We start from the raw sequence: 21,313 nt of genomic DNA, 5'->3' as shown, positions 1-21,313 counted from the left end.
AATATAAAAGTGTTTTACTTATTTTTTTAAGGGGTTGCAATGACCTCTTATATTTTTGAATTACTGTTAACAAATATAATATTATGTAAATTAAAGATAAAAGTAATCATAAATACTAAAAGAAAATCAATAACTTTGTTTTTTAAAAGCATAATTGGCTTTAAATTTGTGATAATAAACAATAAGGAAAAGTAGTGATTTAGTAAACTATGCTAGGCAAAATTAAATTTATCAGAGGTGTAAAAAATGTTTGACAGATATGAAGTAAGGTACAAGATAGCACTTACTTGGATTCTTGCATTTGTTGTGATGTGGATGGTCTTTCAACGCATTTTACCACTAAATTCAATGAAGAATCAGTTGAATACAATTGAAGAAAGTATTGAAATGAATAATTGGACTCAAGCAAGCGAGTATACTGCGAAGTTAAAAGATAATTTTATGAAAAATAGAATGTTTATTCAGATGAACAATGCTACAGAGGCGTTAACGGTTTTTGAACATACAATTGGACAGTTAGAAATAACCGTAAAATATAAACAAGACAGTGCTTTAGAGTATATAGGTGCATTAAGAGAAACAATAAATCTGGTTATAAAACCTTTCTCTGGACCATAAATAGGAACTTGAGCATTGGGTAAAATGTTAAAATTTTTTTGGAGGCTTTAATGTTTATAATTGTAAGTTATTCCATAAGAGTGTTTTTAGTATATTTTTTTACTTATTTGGCAACAAGAATAATGACAAAAAAGGCGATGGCGGAAATGACCGCTTATGAAATTGCAGGATTAATGATACTGGCTAATGTGGCATCTGAGCCATTAGTAGATAAAGTGGTTATAAAATCAGTTTATGGTATTGGATTTTTAGTGATTCTAATAGCTGTTGCAGCTCGATTAGCCATTGTGAATAAATTCACTGCATTTTTTGAGCATACAGCAACTAAAGTCATAGAGAATGGGCAAATTAATATGGAAGTTCTCAAAAGATTAAATTTTAGTTTGAATCAGCTGGAGGGGCTCCTAAGGCAACAAGGGTATGACAAGGTCTCAGATGTGGAAACTGCATTTTTTGAGCCACAAGGAAACTTATCCGTTTTTCCGAAGGCTGAAAATAAGCCTGTTACATTAAAAGATCTAAATATACAAGCAGCAAATAACCCCATTACTTTACCGCTAATTATTGATGGTAGCATAGATTATGTAAATTTAAAACACATAGAAAAAAGCGAATCTTGGCTTTTAGGAGAACTCAAAAAACAAGGTGTTAAAGAATATAAGAATGAAGTGGCTTTAGCAGAATTGGATTCATGTTGGAATGTAGTTATATTAAGGAAATAGACAAAATACTTGAAAAGATAATAATGTTACTTCAAATATTGTTTAGTTTCAGAGAAATAATAAGATGATTATTCAAATTTGAGACTGTTTTTAAAATGAAAACATTTGAGTTTTTATAGTTTATAAGAAGTGAAAATACTGCTGATAGTATCTACATAAAATACTGTTTTTATTCCAGTAGTCCATAGATTATACCTCTGAGATACAGGACTATAATCATAGAAATAGCATTATTTACGCCTCTTTAGGACCTAACTTTAATTAAGTGTTTCCTCTTTATATAAGTTCTGGGAAAACTTATATAAAGAGGAAGAGAAAACACTATTCATACATATAAAATAATAAGTTTTTTAAAATTTTGTTTTTTTATCCTTACAGATAAAAATTGACGTTTCACCTATAAAGTTATAGTTACATGATTTCCATCTTTTGAGTGAACATCTACAATTTTTAGGCCTTTGTATTCCTTTAAAATATCAATACAATTTGAAAGCTCTTTAAAATTAATAATGTTTATATATTTTTTATCTTTTTCAGGTATATATTTTTGTATGAATGGAGTTCTTATAAGTGAAACTCCAAGCTTTAAAAGTGCATTAGGTAAGGGTATTATAAATGCCATTTTATTTGTTTTAACATATACTCTCATAGGGAGGCCTCTTTACTCTATACTAACTTCTACTAGATCACCATTGCCGCTTTTTACATCTACGATCTTTCCTGAAAGACCATTGTCTATTGCATCAGAAATAAGATTTAAATCAAGGTGTTCCATTCCCTTTATGTTATCAGTCATTGGGATCTTTCCAAGAGTTTTGAGTACGGTCTTTATAAATTTAACTGGAAGATTTACATTCACATTGTCACCGTCGTGAGAAATAACTTTTATTTTTAGCATTTTATTTAGAATGTCATCGTCATTTGAGGTGTTACCCAAAGTTGTAACAACAGTAGTTTTATTATTAAGTGCTTCAATAAGTTCCTCAGCTTTTTCAGAAGTTATTTTACCCTCCTGTACCATTTTTAATATTTTTGATATTTCTTCATTCATTTTAAACTCTCCTTTAATAAATTATTCATTTAACATCTTAATGGCTTGGTCTGGGGTTATTTCTCCATTATCTAACATATCAACTATTTTCTTTTTGTCTATTGACGGTTCCTTTGATATTTTATATCCAAGAGCACCTATAACCTCATCTAATTTTGCACGAACTGTAGGGTACGATATGCCAAGTTCTTTTTCAACATCTTTTATGTTTCCTCTGTTTTTTAAAAAGACTTCTACAAATCTTAATTGATCCCCTGAGAGATACTCAAACTTTGACATTTCAAAATCATTTTCAATTACAGTACTACATTTAGAACATTTTAATTTTGAAATGAAAAGTTTGGAGGAACAAACTGGGCATTTACTAACAACTTTGTATGCCAAACTATCACTCTCCTTTGTATATTTATAATATACTACTAATAATTCAATAATTCAATATTAAAATTAAAAAAATTAAAAATTAAATATAATAAATTAAAAATAATTTATTATTATATTAATTTATTTAAATATGTATTGAGTAAAAATTTAAAAATAAAAAGGACAATTACAATAAAGTAAGTCCTTTTGTAAGATGATGCTATCATTTTGTATATAATCATAGCAAACTACAACATTTTATCCGATGACTACCCGTTTTTTATTCCCGCGCACTCTGTGACAGCCATCCTATGTTTATGAACTAAAAAATGCGTCATCAAATATATAACTTGAGACGCATTTTTTTATTGAGTTTCTATTGACGGTCAAAACCAAGATATCTTGTACCCTGAAATTTTAGTTTTCCAGTATCTCCTTCAACTAACAACCCGAATTCATGGCCGCCTACATGAAATTCCAATCGGCTGCCGCCTTCAACTTCAAAGGTTAAATAATAGCTTGTTGAAGAATCAAAATGTGTTCCAACTCCATCGGGGTGATTGTGCATTGTTGTTGAAACATTGGCGCGTTTAGAGATTAATTTTGCTGAGACCATTAAAGTTGGTTGACTGTTATTATATTTCCACTGACTAATTCCTTTAATAATAATGGTTATAGAAATAATAAAGATAAAGATCGGTACGATGTAAAATATTATATCAAAGAGCATCTTTTACCTCCGCACTTGGTAAATTATATATTTATTATATCTTATAGCTTATTTAGTTTCAATAAATATGAAAAACTTAAAGTAAGTTTGAAAATGCAAGATAAAATATAAGTAGATAGATTGTAAAATGTCAAATTTATAAACATAAAACAAAAATGTTTATTTATATATAGACAAAAATTAATTTTATGTATATTATGATATAATAGTAGGGTAATTATATTAACAATTGAAAGGAAGTTGATTTTATGGATACAAAATCAAATGAATCATTCTGGAATGCAACGATGGATGAAGTAAAAAAGGGATTTACAGAAAGGGAAGAGGAGTATAAGTGTATAATTTGTGAAGAAGTATTTGAAAAAGGGCGTATATATGAAATACAATCAGAATTATACGATGCTAAAAAAGCAGCAGAGATTCACATAGGAGAAAGCCACGGATCTATGCTTGAGTACTTATTGGGGATGAACTCAGCTTTTATAGGAGTATCAGATGTGCAAAGAGAACTGATAGCTCTGATATCACAAGGATTATCAGATAAAGAAGTTGCACAAAAGCTTGGAGTTGCTCAATCAACTATAAGAAATCATCGATATAAGCTAAGAGAAAAGGAGAAACAGTCTAAATTATTTTTAGTTATAATGGATTTGTTAACAAATAGTACAAAGAAAAAGATTAATAAGCTAGAAGAAGAGGTTATATGTGACCCTCATAAAACAGCAACTAATTTAGATGATAGATATAATATTACAGATAAGGAAAAAGAAGATACTATAAAAACATATATGGATGATACTGGTGCATTAAAAATTTATCCTTCTAAAGAAAAGAAAAAAATTATTGTATTAGAAGAGATATGCAATAATTTTTCTAAAGGAAAGACTTATTCAGAAAAAGAAATTAACAGAATTTTAAAAAGAATATATCAGGATTATGCAAGTATAAGAAGAGCTTTGATAGAATATGGGTTTATTGAAAGAACGAATGATTGTAATAGATATTGGGTAAAGGAGTAAAAAGTAGAAATTGGATAGATGGAGACCTTTGACTTAAAGTGCACTTTAAGTGTTATTATTTTGTTATTGGGAAAATGAATGGCTTGAGTTACCATTCAGTATAGTGTAAGGAAGGTAGGGGAATTTTATGTTGGAGTTAGATATAAATCTTAAAAGAAGTTTTTAGTGAATTAAAGGAGATTGGAAGCAAACATATTCCTTGAAACTGTTATGTAATGATTTGCAAGCAATGGAACTAAAATATGGGCATTTGACAATTTTAAGATTTTATAGTTGGCAAAAAAATATAAGCTAAATATTTACTTGTAAATTGGTATAAAATTATGTATAATTGACATATAATATAGAATATAAAAAATTAGTGTTGATAAAAGCTACGATTTATGAATTTCTTCAGAGAGCCGATGGGTGGTGTGAATCGGTGAAAGGTTAAATCTTTCCACTTTTGGAGCTATCGGTGATAAATCGAAAGGTTAGTATCCTTTATATTACTACTGTTGAGTGGCTGGTTCTTATTAGGGAACGGCAATTTGGGTGGCAACGCGGATTACTTCCGTCCCATTTATATATGGGATGGGAGTTTTTTTAATCTTAATAGCTTTAAAGACACAAATATTATTTACAACTTGTTAGGAGGAAAAAATATGTTAGATTTAAAATTTGTAAGAGAGAATCCAGAAATAGTTAAGGAGAATATTAAGAAGAAGTTTCAGGATGATAAACTTGGTTTAGTAGATGAGGTAATCGCTTTAGATGCTGACCTTAGAAATGCAAAACAGGAAGCAGATGCTTTAAGAGCTGGAAGAAACAAGGTTTCAAAACAAATTGGCGCATTAATGGGTCAAGGTAAAAAAGAAGAAGCAGAAGAAATGAAGAAACAAGTTACTGCAGATTCAGAACGTTTAGCTCAATTGGAAGCAAAAGAAGATGAACTTGAAAAAAGAATAAAAAAGATTATGATGACTATTCCAAATATAATTGATCCAAGTGTTCCAATTGGTAAAGATGATAGTGAAAATGTGGAAGTTGAACGTTTTGGAGAACCAGTTGTACCTGATTTTGAAGTTCCATATCATACTGATATTATGGAAAGATTTAATGGTATTGATTTAGATAGTGCTAGAAAGGTTGCTGGAAACGGTTTCTACTACCTAATGGGAGATATTGCTAGACTTCATTCAGCAGTAATTTCTTACGCTAGAGATTTTATGATAAACCGCGGTTTTACATATTGTATTCCACCTTTTATGATTCGTAGCGAAGTTGTAACTGGTGTTATGAGCTTTGCTGAAATGGATGCTATGATGTATAAAATAGAAGGTGAAGATTTATACTTAATCGGAACTAGTGAACATTCTATGATTGGTAAGTTTATTGATACAATACTACCAAAAGAATCTTTACCACACACACTTACTAGTTACTCTCCTTGTTTTAGAAAAGAAAAAGGAGCTCATGGTATAGAGGAAAGAGGAGTATACAGAATTCACCAATTTGAAAAACAAGAAATGATTGTTGTATGTGAGCCAGAAGACAGTATGATGTGGTATGAAAAGCTATGGCAAAATACAGTAGATTTATTCCGTTCTTTAGATATACCAGTAAGAACTTTGGAGTGCTGTTCAGGTGACTTAGCAGATTTAAAAGTAAAATCAGTAGACGTAGAAGCTTGGTCTCCTAGACAGAAAAAATACTTTGAAGTAGGAAGTTGTTCAAATTTAGGTGATGCTCAAGCACGTAGATTAAAAATTCGTGTTGATGGTAAAGATGGTAAATATTTTGCACATACATTAAATAATACAGTTGTTGCCCCTCCAAGAATGTTAATCGCTTTCTTAGAGAACAACTTAAATGCAGATGGTTCTATAAATATTCCAACTGTATTACAACCATATATGGGCGGTATGACAGTAATTAAAACAAATAAATAGATTCTTTTGAAAAGCTATATTAGATTTTCAGAATTCTGTATGAATCTGATGGGAGTTTAATAAAAAGTAGATAAATTTTGTATAAACACAAGTTTATCTATTTTTTTATTTTTAGAAGTTTTTTCGTTATAAAAATGTTTTTCGAGATATTTTGCATTCATTTCTGTTAAGTTATTATAAATTTTTAAAAAATCAATTATTTGGAATTTGAGAGCACTTTTAGGCGAAAGAGGAACTTATTATTTTTATAAAAAACAGGATATACTACAATAAATATATGGAAATATTTACATTTAATAATAAATCTATGAGGTGATTTTATGAAAATTGCACTGTACATGAAAAAAATCTTAAGTGGATTTTATTTAAGTATTAAAAGATTTCCTTTGACTATAGCTTTCTCAGCTTCTACCGCTTTAGTACTTATACTAATATCTGAAACAGTATCTAAAGATAATCTATTAAAAAGAGTAGCTATGATATTTGCCTTAGGTATTCCGGTTTCACTTTGCATAAAGCTTTGTCTTGAAAAAATAGATGAAAGAAATATTTATAAAACCATAATTTATTATCTAAGTGGTATTTTGCTTTTGATTGTTTATTACTTTTTATTTTTGAAAACCATGGATATGCTGCCCATTACAAGATATATTGCTGTAAGTGCTTCATTATACTTAGCATTTCTTTTTATACCTTACCTCTTAAAAAGAGAGCAATTTGAAATGTATATAATAGTTGTATTTACAAGCTTTTTTGTGACTATGATCTATTCTATTGTATTATACTCTGGGTTATCTGCAATTTTATTTACAATTGATAAGTTACTTGGAATAAGAATTCTAGGAAAAATATATTATTATACCTGGCTTTTTGTAATATTTATATTTTTCTTATTATATTTTCTTTCGCAAATACCAGATAACAATGAGAAGATAATTACAAAATCTTATCCTAAACTTTTAAGAATATTGATTTTATATATTATAATGCCCCTTTTGACAACGTATACAATAATACTATATATTTATTTTGGGAAAATAGCAGTAACAGCCCAATGGCCAGTTGGTATAGTTTCACATCTGGTTTTATGGTATTCAATTATAGTTACAATAGTATTGTTTTTTATTACTCCTATTAAGAGTGAAAATTCATGGTCAAGTATTTTTTTGAAACTTTCACCAAAGATTATCCTTCCTCCTATAATAATGATGTTTATTTCTATAGGAATAAGAATAAATGCTTATGGAGTTACAGAAAGAAGATATTTTGTCGCTATATTAGGTATATGGTTATTTTTTATAATGATTTATTTATCATTTACTAAAAGGCCTGAAAATATAATAATTCCTACTACACTCTCTATAGTTATTCTGATTTCTGTATTTGGACCACAGAGCAGCTATGAAATTTCAAAAATGAGTCAGAATAGTAGATTTGAAAAAATTCTCATAAAAAATGAAATGATTAAAGATGATAAAATACAAAGTAAACCTAATGTTTCTCAAAACGATAAGTATGAAATTAGCAATATACTTGACTATTTTGAAAAAAATCATAGTCTTAATGATGTTAAGCACATTCCTAAAGGATTTAAGTTAGATGACATGAGCAGTGTGTTTGGATTTCCTTTTATGCTTGAAAATTATGGATCACCAATGGAGCAATTTAACTTTGTAAGAAATGATTCAAAAAAATATATCGATATAACAGGATATGATTATTTTTTTGATGTGAAAAATCTTAGCAATGATTCGAATATGTCAAGTTCTTATTTAATTGCCTCATATAATTATGATACATCTATTATAAAGATAATTTACAAGGGAAATGAAATTTACACTAAAAATTTAAATTCTTTTGTTCAAAACCTTATAGATAAATATGGTGTATCTTCAAAAGGAAATTCACTGTCTTCTGAAGAAATGACTTTAATTGAAGAGAATGAAAAAGTTAAGGTTAAATTTATATTTTCAAATATTTTTGGCAATAGAAGTGAAGGTACTAATGCTAAAGGATTTGACTTTTATATGCTTGTTAAAATAAAAAAATAGAGAAGTTTAAAATTATAAATAATCTCTCTATCTAGTTTAGCTGTATTAATTAAGTAAAGTTAATACGGCTATTTAATGTTATAATATTTTGCAAGTGCAATTTTTGTTAATTTCACCCAATATGAATTCGTTAAAAAAATATATATTTTTTTAACGAATTCATATATTATTTTCGCATATAATGATATAATGTAAAATAATAATTGCAAAATGTAATAACGGAGGGGGGAAGAGTTATGAATTTATTCGAAAAACTAAAGGGGACAAAGAATATATCCAAGTTAAAGAAAATTAAAGAAAAAGAAAGTAGAAAAAGAAATTGGTTTAGAGATGTAAAGATAGTAAATAGTATAGTAATTATTGTAGGTTTATCATTAATATCAATCATGTCTATAGGTTTTTTGGGAAGCTATGGAATGAAAAAAATAAATCTTGATTCTATTTATGTATATGAAAATAAATTGCTGCCAATAACCCAATTGAATTCTATCAAAGAAGGACTGTTGACCATAAGGCTTTATGCTACATTGTCAACTATAAAGAATAACTCACTAAATGATGCAGAAATAAAGAAAACAGATGAAGATATACAAATGCTTTTTTCAACCTATAAAACACAAAAGTTAACTGATGATCAAAAGGCAAGAATCAATAGCATTAGCATACAATACGAAACTTATATGAAAAAGTGGAAAGATATATCAGAAGCTTTAAAGAAAGGTGAACAAGTAGATAGAAATGCATTCAATGATTTTGAAGCAGATGGTACTAGCTTATATACAAACTTAACCATCTTAGCAGATAAAGATAAAATGTCTGCTTCTGATATAAATAAAAATAATGAGAAGCTTTATAAGAATATTTTATTATTTTTTATATTGCTGCTTTTAGGTTTTTTAGTACTCATGGTTATTATATCTTCTTTTGTAATAACTATAATAAGAAGGTCAATTAAGGACATGAGTAAGAATTTAGATTGCGTTGCAAATAAAGACCTAACCATACAAATTGATGTAGATCAAAAAAATGAATTTGGAGTTATGAAAAAGCATTTAGCTAAGACTGTAAATGAAATTAGAGAAGTTATTACGGTTATTCAATCCAATTCATCTACAATTGATGAGCAATCCCATGCATTATCAAATGTATCAAATAAAATGTTACATTCCTCAGAGGAAGTAGCTGAAGCAGTTAATAGTGTTTCTGTGAGTGCAGCGCAACAATCAGAAGATTTAATGAATATAACCTCTTCTCTAGGTAACTTTGGAAATCAAATTGAGAGCATAACCGCTTCAATTAAAGATGTAGAAGGAAACACAATATTTATAAATCAAATGGCTGAGAACAGCAATGAGTTTTTGAAAATACTAGTAGATTCAATAGAAAATATAAAAAATACATTTAATGATGTAAGCAGCAAAATAGTATCTTTAAATAGTAATGTAGGAAAGATAGACGAAATTACTGATGTGATAAAAAGCATAGCTGAACAGACAAATTTACTAGCTTTAAATGCATCTATTGAAGCAGCTAGAGCTGGTGAGGCTGGAAGAGGTTTTTCAGTAGTTGCAGAAGAAATACGTAATTTATCAGAACAATCTAAGGTATCATCAATTAACATAAATAAGTTAATATTTGATATATCCAAAGAAACGAGTGATGTGACATATACCTCAAGTAAAGTTAATAAAGAGCTTGATAAACAGGTTACTTCTATAGAAAATTCTATAAGTTCTTTTCAAAATATCATTGATTCTATAGGAGGAATAATGCCAAAGGTAAATGCAGTTTACTCACAATCATCTAGCATAAATGAAATAAAAAATGGAATTATAACACATGTGGAAAATACGACGTCAATATCACAGGAATTTTCTTCTTCAGCAGAAGAAATTTCTGCAACTTCTCAGGAGTTGAATGCCTTTTCATTAGAAGTAGCAGAATCTTCAAATACTCTTGCTAAACTTACAAAGGATGCTATGAAAAATATCAACACTTTTAAAATCTAATAATAGCCTGGTTTACCTAAGGTATGCCAGGTATTTTTAGAGTATAGAAAATTGCTTGCATATGGTAGAATATAGTTACAGCCAAAAGAAAGTAATAATATTAACATTAACATTATAAATCATTTAGGTGCTATACATACATTACATAGAAAGGAAGTGAGTATTTTAGTAGGTAACAATAATGCCTTACTTACTAAAAGTAAAGATGAAGGAAACAATCTTAAAAGAGTTAGAAAAGATGAAAGAAGAACTTTGGAATATAAGTGAGTATATCTATAAAAACCCAGAACTTGGAAACCGGGAGTTTAAAGCTGTAGAAAAATTGACTGATTTTTTAAGAAACAATAGTTTTAAAGTTGAAATTGGAATTGTAAATAAGCCTACAGCTTTTAAGGCAAGTTATAAAAGCGGCAAAGAGGGTCCTAATATAGCTTTTATTTGTGAATATGATGCATTGCCTCAGATAGGACATGGCTGTGGACACAATATGATCGGAACTATGGGAGTTGGAGCGGCTGTAGCTTTAAGTAAAGTGCTTAACTGTCTAGGCGGACAAATTACTGTATTGGGTACACCAGCAGAAGAAACAGACGGAGCAAAGGTAGACTTAGTAGATAAAGGAGAGTTTGATGGTATTGATGTAGCTATGATGGTACACCCAGAAGGGAGCACTTATGAAAGTGGATCATCTCTTGCTATGGATGCAATACAGTTCGATTTTACCGGAAAAGCTAGTCATGCAGCTTCATCTCCAGAGGAAGGGATTAATGCATTAGATGCGGTAATACTTACTTTCAATGGTATAAATGCATTGAGACAACATGTACCATCAGATACAAGAATACATGGAATAATAAAAGAAGGTGGAGTAGCTGCGAATATTGTTCCGGACAAAGCAATAGCTCAATTCTATGTTAGATCAAGTACTAGAAAAAAACTGGACCTAATAGTAGAGAAGATTAAGAACATCGCAAAAGGAGCAGAGCTTATGACTGGTGCTTCTCTTGAAATAAGTAACTATGAAATTTCTTATGATAATATGAATACTAATGGTATCTTATCAGAAGCATTTGCTGAAAATCTAAGATATATAGGAGTAAAGGACATATTACCTGCAAAGGCTGAGTATGGATCGGCAGATATGGGAAATGTAAGCAAAGTAGTACCAGCTATACATCCTTACATTGGCATTGGATGTCCTAATGTTGCAGGACATACTAAAGAATTTGCATATAATACCGTTACGGAAAATGGGCGTGAAGCACTAATACAAGGAGCAGCAGCCATGGCTTTAACTGGATATGATGTAATTATTGATAATAAGCTTTTAAAGCAAATAAAGGAAGAGTTTATAAGGGTACAATAATATAACAGCCAAACTATAGTTGAAATTATAGTTTGGCTGTGCTATTTTAAATTGTTTAATTGTAGATTAGCAAGAAAAGACAGGATTTACATGGAAAGTTAAGATATAATAAAGAAAAAAGTTAAATAAGGTAGGTATTCTGATATGAATTATGATTATTGTATTAAGAAGTCCATTGAATATATTGAAAATAATCTAAGTAAAAAAATAGAGCTTAAGGAACTTGCAGATAAGGTTTTTTTGTCAAAGTATCATTTCCACAGAGTTTTTCACGCTGTTGTTGGTGAGCCTGTAGCTGAATATATAAGAAAGAGAAGGCTCATAGAAGCTGCAAATCAGTTAATTTGTTCAGAAGATAAGATTATAGATATAGCTTTGAAATATCAGTTTAGCTCTCAGGAAGCTTTTACGAAGGCTTTTAAAAAACTTTATGGAATACCTCCAAAGGAGTTTAGAAGAACTAGACTCAATGAAAGTGTAATGAATTCAATAAATAAATCTGCAAGCCAACTTTCAATGGCTGCTTAAGGTTTGTATTTAAAAGGAGTGATTTTATGAGTTATGTACCTATAGTTGTTGAACAAACAAATTCAGGAGAACGTTCTTATGACATTTATTCTAGATTGCTTAAAGATAGAATAATTATGTTAAATGATCAAGTAACTGATGCTACAGCAAGTGTAATTATAGCACAATTATTGTTTCTTGAAGCTGAAAACCCAGAATTAGATATTAATTTTTATATAAATAGCCCTGGTGGTTCAATTACTTCTGGGATGGCAATATACGATACAATGCAGCATGTAAAGCCAGACGTATCTACCATATGTGTTGGTATGGCTGCAAGTATGGGATCATTCTTACTGGCAGCAGGTGCTAAAGGAAAAAGATTTGCTCTTCCAAACAGTGAGATTCTCATACATCAACCATCAGTATATGGTGGTTTTAAGGGTCAAGCGACAGATATAAAAATTCATGCGGATTGGCTCCTTAGAACCAAGGAAAAGCTGAATAAAATATATAGTGAAAAAACAGGCAATCCTATTGAAAAAATAGAAAGAGATATGGAAAGAGACTATTTCATGTCTGCTGAAGAAGCTGTGTCTTATGGGATAATAGATAAAATTCTTTTGAAATAGAGCTTTAAAAATATATTTTTGTAAAAGAGTAGAAGCCAGGTTGTGTGATTTAATATCATAGGCAATTTGGTTTCTGTTCTTTTTTGGTATTCTAATTTAATGGATCGAATATGAATTTTCTTTTACGGTAAAACTATCTATATATTCATAAATACTTCTCGTCTTATTTAAGTCTTCAACAAGAAGATTGAGTTCAAAAAAAATGTATAGTTTAGCAACATTGTATTTTAAAATTCAAGAAATAAATACAACATATGAGTATGATTATTCCGGTTTTTTACAAGGGGGGATTGATTTGTCATGAATAAAAGATTAAAGTCTATAATAGCATTGTCAGTAGTAACAGTAATTTCTTCTCAGATGCTTATGATAGATTTAACAAGCAGTGTGAGAGCGGATAGTTTAAATATGAAGGTAATGAGTAGTATTAATAGTACTTTAGGAGGATTTCGATTAGTATCTAAAAATTGGGTAGAAGATTTAAAATCAGATGCATGTATTTATGAACATGAAAAAAGTGGAGCACATCTTGTTTACTTACAGAATAACAACGATAATAAAATGATGTGCGTCAATTTTAGAACTCCTACAAAGGATAACAAAGGAGTCAACCATATAATAGAACATTGCGTACTTTATGGATCGAAAAATTATCCTGTCAAGGATGTTTTAAACGAAATGTCTAAACAATCCTTAAGTACATATTTAAATGCTATTACCACAAGTGACATGACAATGTATCCTGTGGCTAGCAAAAATGATAAAGATTTTCAAAATTTAATGAGTGTATATTTAGATGCGGTTTTTTATCCTAATGTCCTAAAGGATAAAAGGATTTTTGAACAAGAGGGTATAAGATATGAATTGAATTCATCTAAGGATGAATTAACATATAATGGTGTAGTGTATAATGAGATGAAAGGAAACTATTCTTCACCTGACTGGGTGCTAAATAGGGCTGTAAATCAATCGCTTTTTCCAGATACTTCATATAAGTATGAATCTGGTGGTATTCCTGATGAAATTCCAGGTTTAACTTATGAGGAGCTTGTAAAAACTTATAAGGAAAATTATAAACCTGCTAATAGTTATTTTTATTTATATGGAAAAATGGATATAGAAAAAATACTGAAGTTCATAGGAGAAAAGTACCTAAATAACTTTGATAAAAAAGAGGTGAACACTGAGTTATTGGCTCAAAAACCTTTTACACAAAGTGTAGAGAAAACAGTAGAATATTCATTGCCTGAAGGAGTATCTACTAAGAATAAGGCATATTTAAGCTTGAATTATGTAATTGATAAAAATGCGAATAAAGATCTAGTAGAAGCTTTTACTTTTCTTCAGACCTTACTTGGTGGAACACCATCGTCACCTATAAAAAAAGCATTAAAGGATAATGGATTTGGGGAAAATGTCAATGTTACATTTGATTTTTCTGGCATTCAACCAACTTTTAGTATAGTCGCTCAAAATGTTGACGAAAATCAAAAAGATAAGTTTAAACAAGTTGTAAAGGAAGCATTAAACAATGCAGCACAAAATGGTTTTGAAGATAAATTATTAAATTCAATTTATAAAGTTTATGAATTAAATAAACGTATGGTAAAAGGTGATTATGCTCTTAGCTATAACATGCTTATTATGAGAAGTTGGATGCATGGAGGAGATCCTATTGCATATTTAAGTTTAGACTCTGATATTGGAAGTATTAGAGAAAAGGTTAAGCCTGAATATTTTAAGAAGATGGTAAAAACATATTTAGTTGACAATAAAAATTCATCCTTAGTAGTATTAAAACCATCAGTAGGACTCGGAAAGAAGAAAGAAACAGAGTTAAAATCTAAACTAGAGGCATATAAAGCATCTCTTTCAAAAGAGCAACTAGATGCGTTAGTTAAAAATACTCAGGATTTAAAAAGTTGGCAAAATACACCACCTACAAAGGAAGAGTTGAATACATTACCAACCCTTACTAGACAGGATATAAGCACAAAGATTAAAGAATATAAAACTATAGAAAAAATAGAAGATGGAGTCAAAGTACTAGAACATCCTATATATACAAATGGCATAGATTTTACAACTTTATATTTTGATAGCAGCATTGTTCCACAAGATAAATTAGGTTATATCTATCTTTTGAGTGCTGTATTTGGCAATGTAAATACAAAAAATTACTCAAAGGATGAATTAAGAGAAAAAACTTTAATTGATGCTGGATCAATTACATTTTATCCTGATTGTGCAGTAAATCATGAGGATAATAATTTATATTATCCTAAGATGACAGTTACCTTGATGCTTTTAAATGAAAATTTAAATAATGGATTTAATATTTTAAATGAAACGATATTCAATAGTAATTTAAATGATAAGACACGTTTAAAAGAGATAATAAGCAACTTAAAAATGAGGAAAGAGCATCAATTAGCCTATAATGGGAGTGCAATAGGCAGTGAAAAGTTGTTATCTTATATGTCTGAATCGGGAAGATATAATGCATATAAAGATGATGAGTTCTATTCATTATTATGCGATTTAGATAAAAATTTTGATAACAAAAGTGATGAGATTATAAAAAACTTACAACAAGTTAGAGAGCTTATATTCAATAAAAAAGATATGATCGTAAGTATTACTGGTAATGAAGAAAATTATAAAAATTTCTCTAATAACTTAAAAGTTTTTTTGGGCAGCTTGAAAAATGAGAACTTTCAAAAACATAAATACAGTTTCAGTAGTTCGAAAATAAATGAAGGTTTAATTGTTCCTTCAACAGTTCAATATGTATATAAGGGGGGAGATCTTAAAAAGTCAGGTTATACTGAAAATGGCAAGTATAGAGTTCTTGAAAATATATTAAATACAGAATATTTGTCTCCAATTATTAGAGAAAGAGATGGAGCTTATGGAGCATATATTGGAGTGAAAAATGGAAAGGTAGTATTTTCGTCTTACAGAGATCCAAATCTTGAGAAAACTATAGATACCTTTAATAAAACTCCCGAATATCTAAAGGCTTTTAGTGCTGATGAAAAACAAATGACTAATTATATAATAGGTGCAGTAGGGCAAGAAGAAAATAAATACAGCCAGCTAAGTCAATACTATGGGCCAGCTGCTGAGGGTATAGTGGCAGACGACTTATATCTCTCAGGAATTAAGCAATCGGATTTAGAAAAGAATAGAAAGGAGCTTATATCAACTACTGCGGAGGATATAAGAAATTTTGCGCCAGTTATAGATGCCGTTTTAAAGCAGAACTATCTTTGTGTGGTAGGAGGAGAAACTAAAATAAGGGAAAGCAAGGAAAATTTTATAAGTATAAAAAACGTATTGACTTCCCAAGAGGAAAAGGGGAAAAGTATAGATATAGATGTGGAATATAATGTTCCTTGTAACGAAATTTGGATGTTAAAAAAGATATTAAATATATTCAGAAAGATAGAAGGCTAGATAAATTAATTGTTTCTAATATTATGAAATTTGTAATTAAAAAATATAAGCCAGTAATCATCAAGACTATGCTGATTACTGGCTTATATTTTTATGTTATAAAGATTAAATTAATTGAAAGAATTAATAATATGATTAGAATATTGTGTTATATAAAGATGGAATTTTATTTAAAATGATAAAAATTATTAACAAGTAATATAATAATGAATTTAAATGGCCAGATATCAGTAAGTAGAAAGTATAAAAAGGATATGTTGATTGAATTTTATAGTAAGATACAAAATTGCATATATAAATACGTTTACAATCATATAATTGATAAAATGATATTATAACAAGGTGTAAATACAAAAATTATCAAAAATAAATTAAAAAAAATATAAAATTGGTATTGAATTGTTTGATATATGGTGGTAACATAATAGATGAATTCATTTTAAAAATTTTTAAGCATCATTTACTTTCAATCGATTGACATGTAAATAAAAAAGGGGGAAATTCAATTTATGAAAAATATATTTAGAACAAAGCCTATTGATGATCTCATAAATGAGACCAAAGGTGAGAATGGATTGAAAAAAGTATTAGGAGCTTTCGAGCTTACTATGCTTGGAATTGGGGCAATAATTGGTACTGGAATATTTGTACTTACAGGAATTGCAGCTGCAAATTATTCTGGTCCTGCACTTGTAATATCTTTCATTATATCTGGTATAGCTTGTGCCTTTGCGGGTCTATGTTATGCTGAATTCGCTTCAATGGTACCTGTAGCGGGTAGTGCGTATACCTATGGATATACTGCGCTTGGGGAAATATGGGCTTGGATCATTGGTTGGGATTTGATACTTGAATATTTATTTGCCATTGCAACTGTGGCAATCGGTTGGTCAGGATATATAGTTAAGCTTCTTTCCTCTATAGGAATTGTTATACCAAAGAGTTTAGCAAATGCTCCTGATGCAGGTGGTATTGTGAATTTGCCAGCAGTTCTTATACTTGCACTTATAACTGGCATACTTGTAATTGGGGTACAGCAGAGTGCAAGATTAAATAATATAATTGTTGGAATAAAAGTTGCAGTAGTTTTATTGTTTATAGTATTAGGTGTAGGTCATGTTAATGTGGCGAATTGGACGCCATTTATGCCTTATGGTTGGAGTGGTGTTTTATCAGGAGCTTCAGTAATATTCTTTGCTTATATAGGATTTGATGCGGTTTCAACTGCAGCAGAGGAAGTAAAAAATCCTCAAAAAGATTTACCAAGAGGAATTATAGGTTCATTAATTGTTTGTACTATCTTATATATTGTAGTATCTGCAGTTTTAACAGGAATGGTTCCATATCTTAAATTTAAAGAAACAGCAGCTCCAGTTGCATTTGCACTTGAGCAGGTTGGAATAACTTGGGGATCAGCTTTAGTTTCAGTTGGTGCAGTTTGTGGTCTTACTTCAGTGTTGATTGTTATGCTGTATGGCCAAACTCGTGTATTCTTTGCAATGTCAAGAGATGGATTGCTTCCAAAAGTATTTAGTGAAGTACATCCAACATTCAAGACACCTATAAAGAGTACAGTACTTGTAGGTGTTGTAAGTATGGTAATCGCTGGATTTACTCCAATAGGAATTGTTGCAGAGCTTACTAATATAGGAACACTAACAGCATTCATAATAGTTTCAGCAGCTGTTATAGTACTAAGAAAGAAAGATCCAAATAGAACTAGAGCCTTTAAATGTCCGCTTGTACCTTTAGTTCCAGCACTTTCGATCGCTTTCTGTGCACTATTAATATTTAAACTTCCAGTAATTACTCAAATTAGATTTGTAGTTTGGTTATTAATAGGATTTGTAATATATTATGCATATAGTTATAAACACAGCGCTATTAACGAAGGTAAAACTGTAGCATAGTAAAATAACACAAAAAATAATGAGAAAAGGCACCATACTGGGTGCTTTTTCTCTTTATTCTGTTATGATTCTTTATATGTAGGAAAATGTGCCTTGACAAAGATAGATATAAATAATATTATTAATCGTACCCGGACGAATAAAAATTGTGTTTATTACTAAAAAGCGTTAATTTAAAAGGAGGTAAATAAGATACAATGGATTTTAAAAAGCTTACATTAAAGGATAAAGAACTGTTTCAAAAGTATATAAATCCTTATAAATTTTTAAGCTGTGAATATTCATTTACCACGTTATATATTTGGAAAGATGCCTGTGATGTTCAGTATGCAATATATAAAGATGCATTAATTATAAAGAAAAAGGATTTTGAGGGAAACTATCATTTTATGCAGCCACTAGGCTATAAAGAAGATTTGCAGGGGATATTAGAATATTTATCACAGTATAAAATAAAAAATGGTATGAAATATATATTTAAGGATTTAGAAGAAGATTTTATAGAAAAAATAAAAGCCTTACAGATAGAAGATAAAAATATGTACATTAAAGAGGACAGAGATAACTTTGACTATTTATATGAAGCAGAAAAATTAATAAAGCTTTCAGGAAAGAAACTTCATGGCAAAAAAAATCATTACAATTCTTTTGTTAAAGAATATAGTTATGAAGTAAAGGAAATTATAGGAGAGAAAGTTATTAGTGATGTAATAAGAGCAGCAGAAAAGTGGTATTGTGAGAATAACAATAATGATAAAATGCTTTATTATGAAACTGCCGCTATAAAAGATCTAGTTCAAAATATGGATTTATTTAATTTAAAGGGAATAGCGGTATATGTTGAAGATCAAGTAGCGGCTTTTTCTTTAGGAGAGAAGCTTAATGATAAATTGGCAGTTATACATGTTGAAAAAGGAGATATGAATTACAGAGGGGTATATAGTTTTATTAATAAAACTTTTGTGGATATGTGCTTCAGCGACGTTAAAATAATAAATAGAGAACAGGATCTAGGAATAGAAGGACTTAGAAAAGCAAAACTTTCCTATTATCCATTTAAGCTGGAGAAAAAATTTATTCTTGGGTATTAAAGTTTATCTGTATTTTCAAATTGACATATAATTTTGCGAGTAATAATATAAAGGTATTTACTAAGGAATAGGAGTTGAAAGATGAAACGTAAATGTATTATTGGAAAAATAAATAAAATATGTTCCATATCTGATAGATACATGGCTAAAAGAATAAAGGAAGAAAACTTACCGATATTAAGAAATCATATTTCTCTATTTTATATACTTCCTAAAGACGGCACAGCTTTGCTGTTTAATGAGGTGGCAAATATTTGGGAGATTTCTAAATCATCTTTATCGGATATTATTGCAAAATATGAAAGTCAGGGTTTGATAAAAAAATGTTGTTGCTATAAAGATAAGAGAAGTGTATATATTAGTTTAACTCCAGAAGCTGTATTTATAAAAGAAAAGTTAGAGCAAATTGAAATTGAATTTATAGAAATATTATTAATAAATTTTAATGATAGTGAACGTAATGTATTTGAAGATAATATTAATAAGAGTTTATTAAATATAGAAAAAATACTTTAAAATTATTTTGAACTAAAAGTTCATTAGCGAACGAATGAAATTGATTAATGAAACTTAAAAAATGATATATAAAGTTTTAAATTAGAAGAAAGGAAGTTTGGGAAATGATAAAAGTTGTAGCAAAAAAAAATGTAAATGAAGGTGAAGTTGAAAAAGTTATAAAATTATATGAAGAATTAGTTCGGGAAACAAGAAAAGAAACAGGGTGTATAAAATACGAGCTATATCAAGACGAGAAGAATATTAACATTTTAGCAGTGATCGAGGAGTGGGAAGATAAAGAATGTTTAAATAAGCATATGAATTCGGAGCATTTTATTAGGATAGTTCCTATGATACGTGAACTAACTTCGGAGAAAAGTGATATGAATATATACAATAAGTTGATTTAGTAATATAAAAATAGGTAATAGAGAACTCAGTTGTTTGTAAAAATTAAAAAAGGTAACTTAAGCTATCCTAAAAAGTTAAGATTTCTCAGACTTTTTATAGATACCCATATCAGATATTTAACATATGCCGGAGTATAAGTTAAATGTTGGTCGTGGGTGTCTATAGGGTATTTGCATACATGTTTAGATGAATAAATATGAAATACATTAGGAGGAGATACTTTGGAAATGTAAAAGCAGGAGAAATATTAATTAAATCTAATAATTAGGATAGCATGGCTTATGAGATTAATACTTTCATTTTAAATAATAATTTCAATAAATGAGAAATCATTATTTAAAACATACATTATAGTCAGAAAATTAAGTAAATTTAATATTGGCAATATTTAAAAAAAGTAATATAATAATATTAAGATAACAAATTCTATTAATAATATTTTCTAGTTAAAATTAATAGCTATCTTTTAACATACGCTTCTATATATACATTCATTATTAAAAAAATATAATTATGAAGTTAACTATGGGAGGTGTAGTAAATGACTAACGTAACATCTCACGAACAATTCAATGAAGAGAAAAAGACAGATCAAATACTTGAAAAATTAGAGACGAATGAAAACGATTTACCAGAAAATAAGGCAGAAACTGTAGCACTTACTATATTTGCGGTTGTTATAATGGGTATATTGTTATTTCTATTTAAATAGAGCCCTTTGGGCTCTTTTCTTTTTTTGCTTCTCTATAAAATTATGTATAGAAATTTTTTCAAATAGTTAATTTGGTAGAAAACTAGACTAAATCTGCATTATATAAAAGTATTACTTAGTTTAAATGCTCAAATGCCGAATTTAAACATATACATCATTCTATATAGTTAAAAATCAAAATTTTAAGAATTGACTTTGTTTTGAAACTTTATTAAAATATTATTAATTTATTA

General features: G+C 29.0%; 19 protein-coding genes and 1 other annotated feature. Of the genes, 15 read left to right on the top strand and 4 right to left on the bottom strand.

Annotated features, from left to right (window positions below):
• Nucleotides 1-246 precede the first annotated feature (246 nt).
• A complete protein-coding gene (locus tag I6U48_RS15275) occupies nt 247-618 on the top strand; it encodes a DUF4363 family protein (RefSeq protein WP_218321335.1) in 372 nt (123 codons plus the stop codon).
• A gap of 50 nt (nt 619-668) precedes the next feature.
• Complete coding sequence (locus I6U48_RS15270) at nt 669-1,340, top strand: DUF421 domain-containing protein (protein WP_218321334.1); 672 nt, start codon at nt 669-671, stop codon at nt 1,338-1,340.
• Between the two features lie 397 nt (nt 1,341-1,737).
• Here the strand turns inward: I6U48_RS15270 and I6U48_RS15265 are convergent, their stop codons facing one another.
• The 4 genes from I6U48_RS15265 to I6U48_RS15250 all read right to left on the bottom strand — a co-directional run bounded on the left by I6U48_RS15265 (nt 1,738) and on the right by I6U48_RS15250 (nt 3,484).
• Nucleotides 1,738-1,989 (bottom strand): hypothetical protein, encoded by a 252-nt coding sequence (locus tag I6U48_RS15265; protein ID WP_218321333.1) that lies wholly within the window; start codon nt 1,987-1,989, stop codon nt 1,738-1,740.
• 12 nt (nt 1,990-2,001) lie between these two features.
• A complete protein-coding gene (locus I6U48_RS15260; protein WP_218321332.1) occupies nt 2,002-2,391 on the bottom strand; it encodes an SHOCT-like domain-containing protein in 390 nt (129 codons plus the stop codon).
• A gap of 21 nt (nt 2,392-2,412) precedes the next feature.
• Nucleotides 2,413-2,775 (bottom strand): DUF2089 domain-containing protein, encoded by a 363-nt coding sequence (locus I6U48_RS15255; RefSeq protein ID WP_218321331.1) that lies wholly within the window; start codon nt 2,773-2,775, stop codon nt 2,413-2,415.
• A gap of 355 nt (nt 2,776-3,130) precedes the next feature.
• Complete coding sequence (locus tag I6U48_RS15250; protein ID WP_218321330.1) at nt 3,131-3,484, bottom strand: DUF2500 domain-containing protein; 354 nt, start codon at nt 3,482-3,484, stop codon at nt 3,131-3,133.
• Nucleotides 3,485-3,732: 248 nt separating this feature from the next.
• On the opposite strand from I6U48_RS15250, the gene I6U48_RS15245 reads away from it, so the two are divergent.
• From I6U48_RS15245 to I6U48_RS15185, 13 genes are all read left to right on the top strand, one after another.
• Nucleotides 3,733-4,503: a DUF2087 domain-containing protein gene (locus tag I6U48_RS15245; protein ID WP_218321329.1), complete on the top strand. Its 771-nt coding sequence runs from the start codon at nt 3,733-3,735 to the stop codon at nt 4,501-4,503.
• 355 nt (nt 4,504-4,858) lie between these two features.
• Nucleotides 4,859-5,067: a binding site (T-box leader), on the top strand.
• 80 nt (nt 5,068-5,147) lie between these two features.
• A complete protein-coding gene (gene serS, locus I6U48_RS15240; protein ID WP_218321328.1) occupies nt 5,148-6,434 on the top strand; it encodes a serine--tRNA ligase in 1,287 nt (428 codons plus the stop codon).
• Between the two features lie 320 nt (nt 6,435-6,754).
• A complete protein-coding gene (locus tag I6U48_RS15235; RefSeq protein WP_218321327.1) occupies nt 6,755-8,485 on the top strand; it encodes a DUF4153 domain-containing protein in 1,731 nt (576 codons plus the stop codon).
• Between the two features lie 236 nt (nt 8,486-8,721).
• Nucleotides 8,722-10,494, top strand: a complete 1,773-nt coding sequence (locus I6U48_RS15230; RefSeq protein ID WP_218321326.1) for a methyl-accepting chemotaxis protein — start codon at nt 8,722-8,724, stop codon at nt 10,492-10,494.
• 181 nt (nt 10,495-10,675) lie between these two features.
• Nucleotides 10,676-11,860, top strand: coding sequence for a M20 family metallopeptidase (locus I6U48_RS15225; protein WP_246615375.1), 1,185 nt, complete (start codon nt 10,676-10,678; stop codon nt 11,858-11,860).
• A gap of 144 nt (nt 11,861-12,004) precedes the next feature.
• Nucleotides 12,005-12,388, top strand: coding sequence for a helix-turn-helix transcriptional regulator (locus I6U48_RS15220; RefSeq protein ID WP_218321325.1), 384 nt, complete (start codon nt 12,005-12,007; stop codon nt 12,386-12,388).
• Nucleotides 12,389-12,414: 26 nt separating this feature from the next.
• A complete protein-coding gene (clpP, locus tag I6U48_RS15215; RefSeq protein WP_218321324.1) occupies nt 12,415-12,999 on the top strand; it encodes an ATP-dependent Clp endopeptidase proteolytic subunit ClpP in 585 nt (194 codons plus the stop codon).
• Between the two features lie 300 nt (nt 13,000-13,299).
• Complete coding sequence (locus I6U48_RS15210; protein ID WP_246615374.1) at nt 13,300-16,458, top strand: insulinase family protein; 3,159 nt, start codon at nt 13,300-13,302, stop codon at nt 16,456-16,458.
• Nucleotides 16,459-16,967: 509 nt separating this feature from the next.
• Entirely contained in the window at nt 16,968-18,368 is a 1,401-nt protein-coding gene (gene bcaP, locus I6U48_RS15205) for a branched-chain amino acid transporter BcaP (RefSeq protein WP_218321323.1), read from the top strand.
• A gap of 197 nt (nt 18,369-18,565) precedes the next feature.
• Nucleotides 18,566-19,459 (top strand): DUF2156 domain-containing protein, encoded by an 894-nt coding sequence (locus tag I6U48_RS15200; RefSeq protein WP_218321322.1) that lies wholly within the window; start codon nt 18,566-18,568, stop codon nt 19,457-19,459.
• A gap of 81 nt (nt 19,460-19,540) precedes the next feature.
• Nucleotides 19,541-19,975 carry a helix-turn-helix domain-containing protein gene (locus I6U48_RS15195; RefSeq protein ID WP_218321321.1) on the top strand — a complete coding sequence of 145 codons (435 nt, stop codon included), beginning with the start codon at nt 19,541-19,543 and terminating at the stop codon, nt 19,973-19,975.
• Nucleotides 19,976-20,079: 104 nt separating this feature from the next.
• A complete protein-coding gene (locus tag I6U48_RS15190) occupies nt 20,080-20,367 on the top strand; it encodes a putative quinol monooxygenase (RefSeq protein WP_218321320.1) in 288 nt (95 codons plus the stop codon).
• 542 nt (nt 20,368-20,909) lie between these two features.
• On the top strand, nt 20,910-21,080 hold the full coding sequence (locus I6U48_RS15185) for a hypothetical protein (protein ID WP_218321319.1): 171 nt from the start codon (nt 20,910-20,912) through the stop codon (nt 21,078-21,080).
• The last annotated feature ends 233 nt before the right edge of the window (nt 21,081-21,313 follow it).

The organism is Clostridium thailandense (genome assembly GCF_019207025.1).
GTDB lineage: Bacteria > Bacillota > Clostridia > Clostridiales > Clostridiaceae > Clostridium_AM > Clostridium_AM thailandense.
The sequence above is the reverse complement of the archived record's forward strand: the minus strand, read 5'-3'. Positions and strand labels throughout refer to the sequence as shown.

What these genes read in the sequence shown, in the direction of transcription:
- I6U48_RS15235 (WP_218321327.1), top strand. Translation starts at nt 6,755, where the DNA reads ATGAAAATTGCACTGTACATGAAAAAAATCTTAAGTGGATTTTATTTA.
- serS (WP_218321328.1), top strand. Translation starts at nt 5,148, where the DNA reads ATGTTAGATTTAAAATTTGTAAGAGAGAATCCAGAAATAGTTAAGGAG.
- I6U48_RS15245 (WP_218321329.1), top strand. Translation starts at nt 3,733, where the DNA reads ATGGATACAAAATCAAATGAATCATTCTGGAATGCAACGATGGATGAA.
- I6U48_RS15210 (WP_246615374.1), top strand. Translation starts at nt 13,300, where the DNA reads ATGAATAAAAGATTAAAGTCTATAATAGCATTGTCAGTAGTAACAGTA.
- I6U48_RS15265 (WP_218321333.1), bottom strand. Translation starts at nt 1,989, where the DNA reads ATGAGAGTATATGTTAAAACAAATAAAATGGCATTTATAATACCCTTA.
- I6U48_RS15230 (WP_218321326.1), top strand. Translation starts at nt 8,722, where the DNA reads ATGAATTTATTCGAAAAACTAAAGGGGACAAAGAATATATCCAAGTTA.
- I6U48_RS15270 (WP_218321334.1), top strand. Translation starts at nt 669, where the DNA reads ATGTTTATAATTGTAAGTTATTCCATAAGAGTGTTTTTAGTATATTTT.
- I6U48_RS15250 (WP_218321330.1), bottom strand. Translation starts at nt 3,484, where the DNA reads ATGCTCTTTGATATAATATTTTACATCGTACCGATCTTTATCTTTATT.
- I6U48_RS15185 (WP_218321319.1), top strand. Translation starts at nt 20,910, where the DNA reads ATGACTAACGTAACATCTCACGAACAATTCAATGAAGAGAAAAAGACA.
- clpP (WP_218321324.1), top strand. Translation starts at nt 12,415, where the DNA reads ATGAGTTATGTACCTATAGTTGTTGAACAAACAAATTCAGGAGAACGT.
- I6U48_RS15200 (WP_218321322.1), top strand. Translation starts at nt 18,566, where the DNA reads ATGGATTTTAAAAAGCTTACATTAAAGGATAAAGAACTGTTTCAAAAG.
- I6U48_RS15260 (WP_218321332.1), bottom strand. Translation starts at nt 2,391, where the DNA reads ATGAATGAAGAAATATCAAAAATATTAAAAATGGTACAGGAGGGTAAA.
- I6U48_RS15195 (WP_218321321.1), top strand. Translation starts at nt 19,541, where the DNA reads ATGAAACGTAAATGTATTATTGGAAAAATAAATAAAATATGTTCCATA.
- I6U48_RS15220 (WP_218321325.1), top strand. Translation starts at nt 12,005, where the DNA reads ATGAATTATGATTATTGTATTAAGAAGTCCATTGAATATATTGAAAAT.
- I6U48_RS15275 (WP_218321335.1), top strand. Translation starts at nt 247, where the DNA reads ATGTTTGACAGATATGAAGTAAGGTACAAGATAGCACTTACTTGGATT.
- I6U48_RS15225 (WP_246615375.1), top strand. Translation starts at nt 10,676, where the DNA reads ATGCCTTACTTACTAAAAGTAAAGATGAAGGAAACAATCTTAAAAGAG.
- bcaP (WP_218321323.1), top strand. Translation starts at nt 16,968, where the DNA reads ATGAAAAATATATTTAGAACAAAGCCTATTGATGATCTCATAAATGAG.
- I6U48_RS15190 (WP_218321320.1), top strand. Translation starts at nt 20,080, where the DNA reads ATGATAAAAGTTGTAGCAAAAAAAAATGTAAATGAAGGTGAAGTTGAA.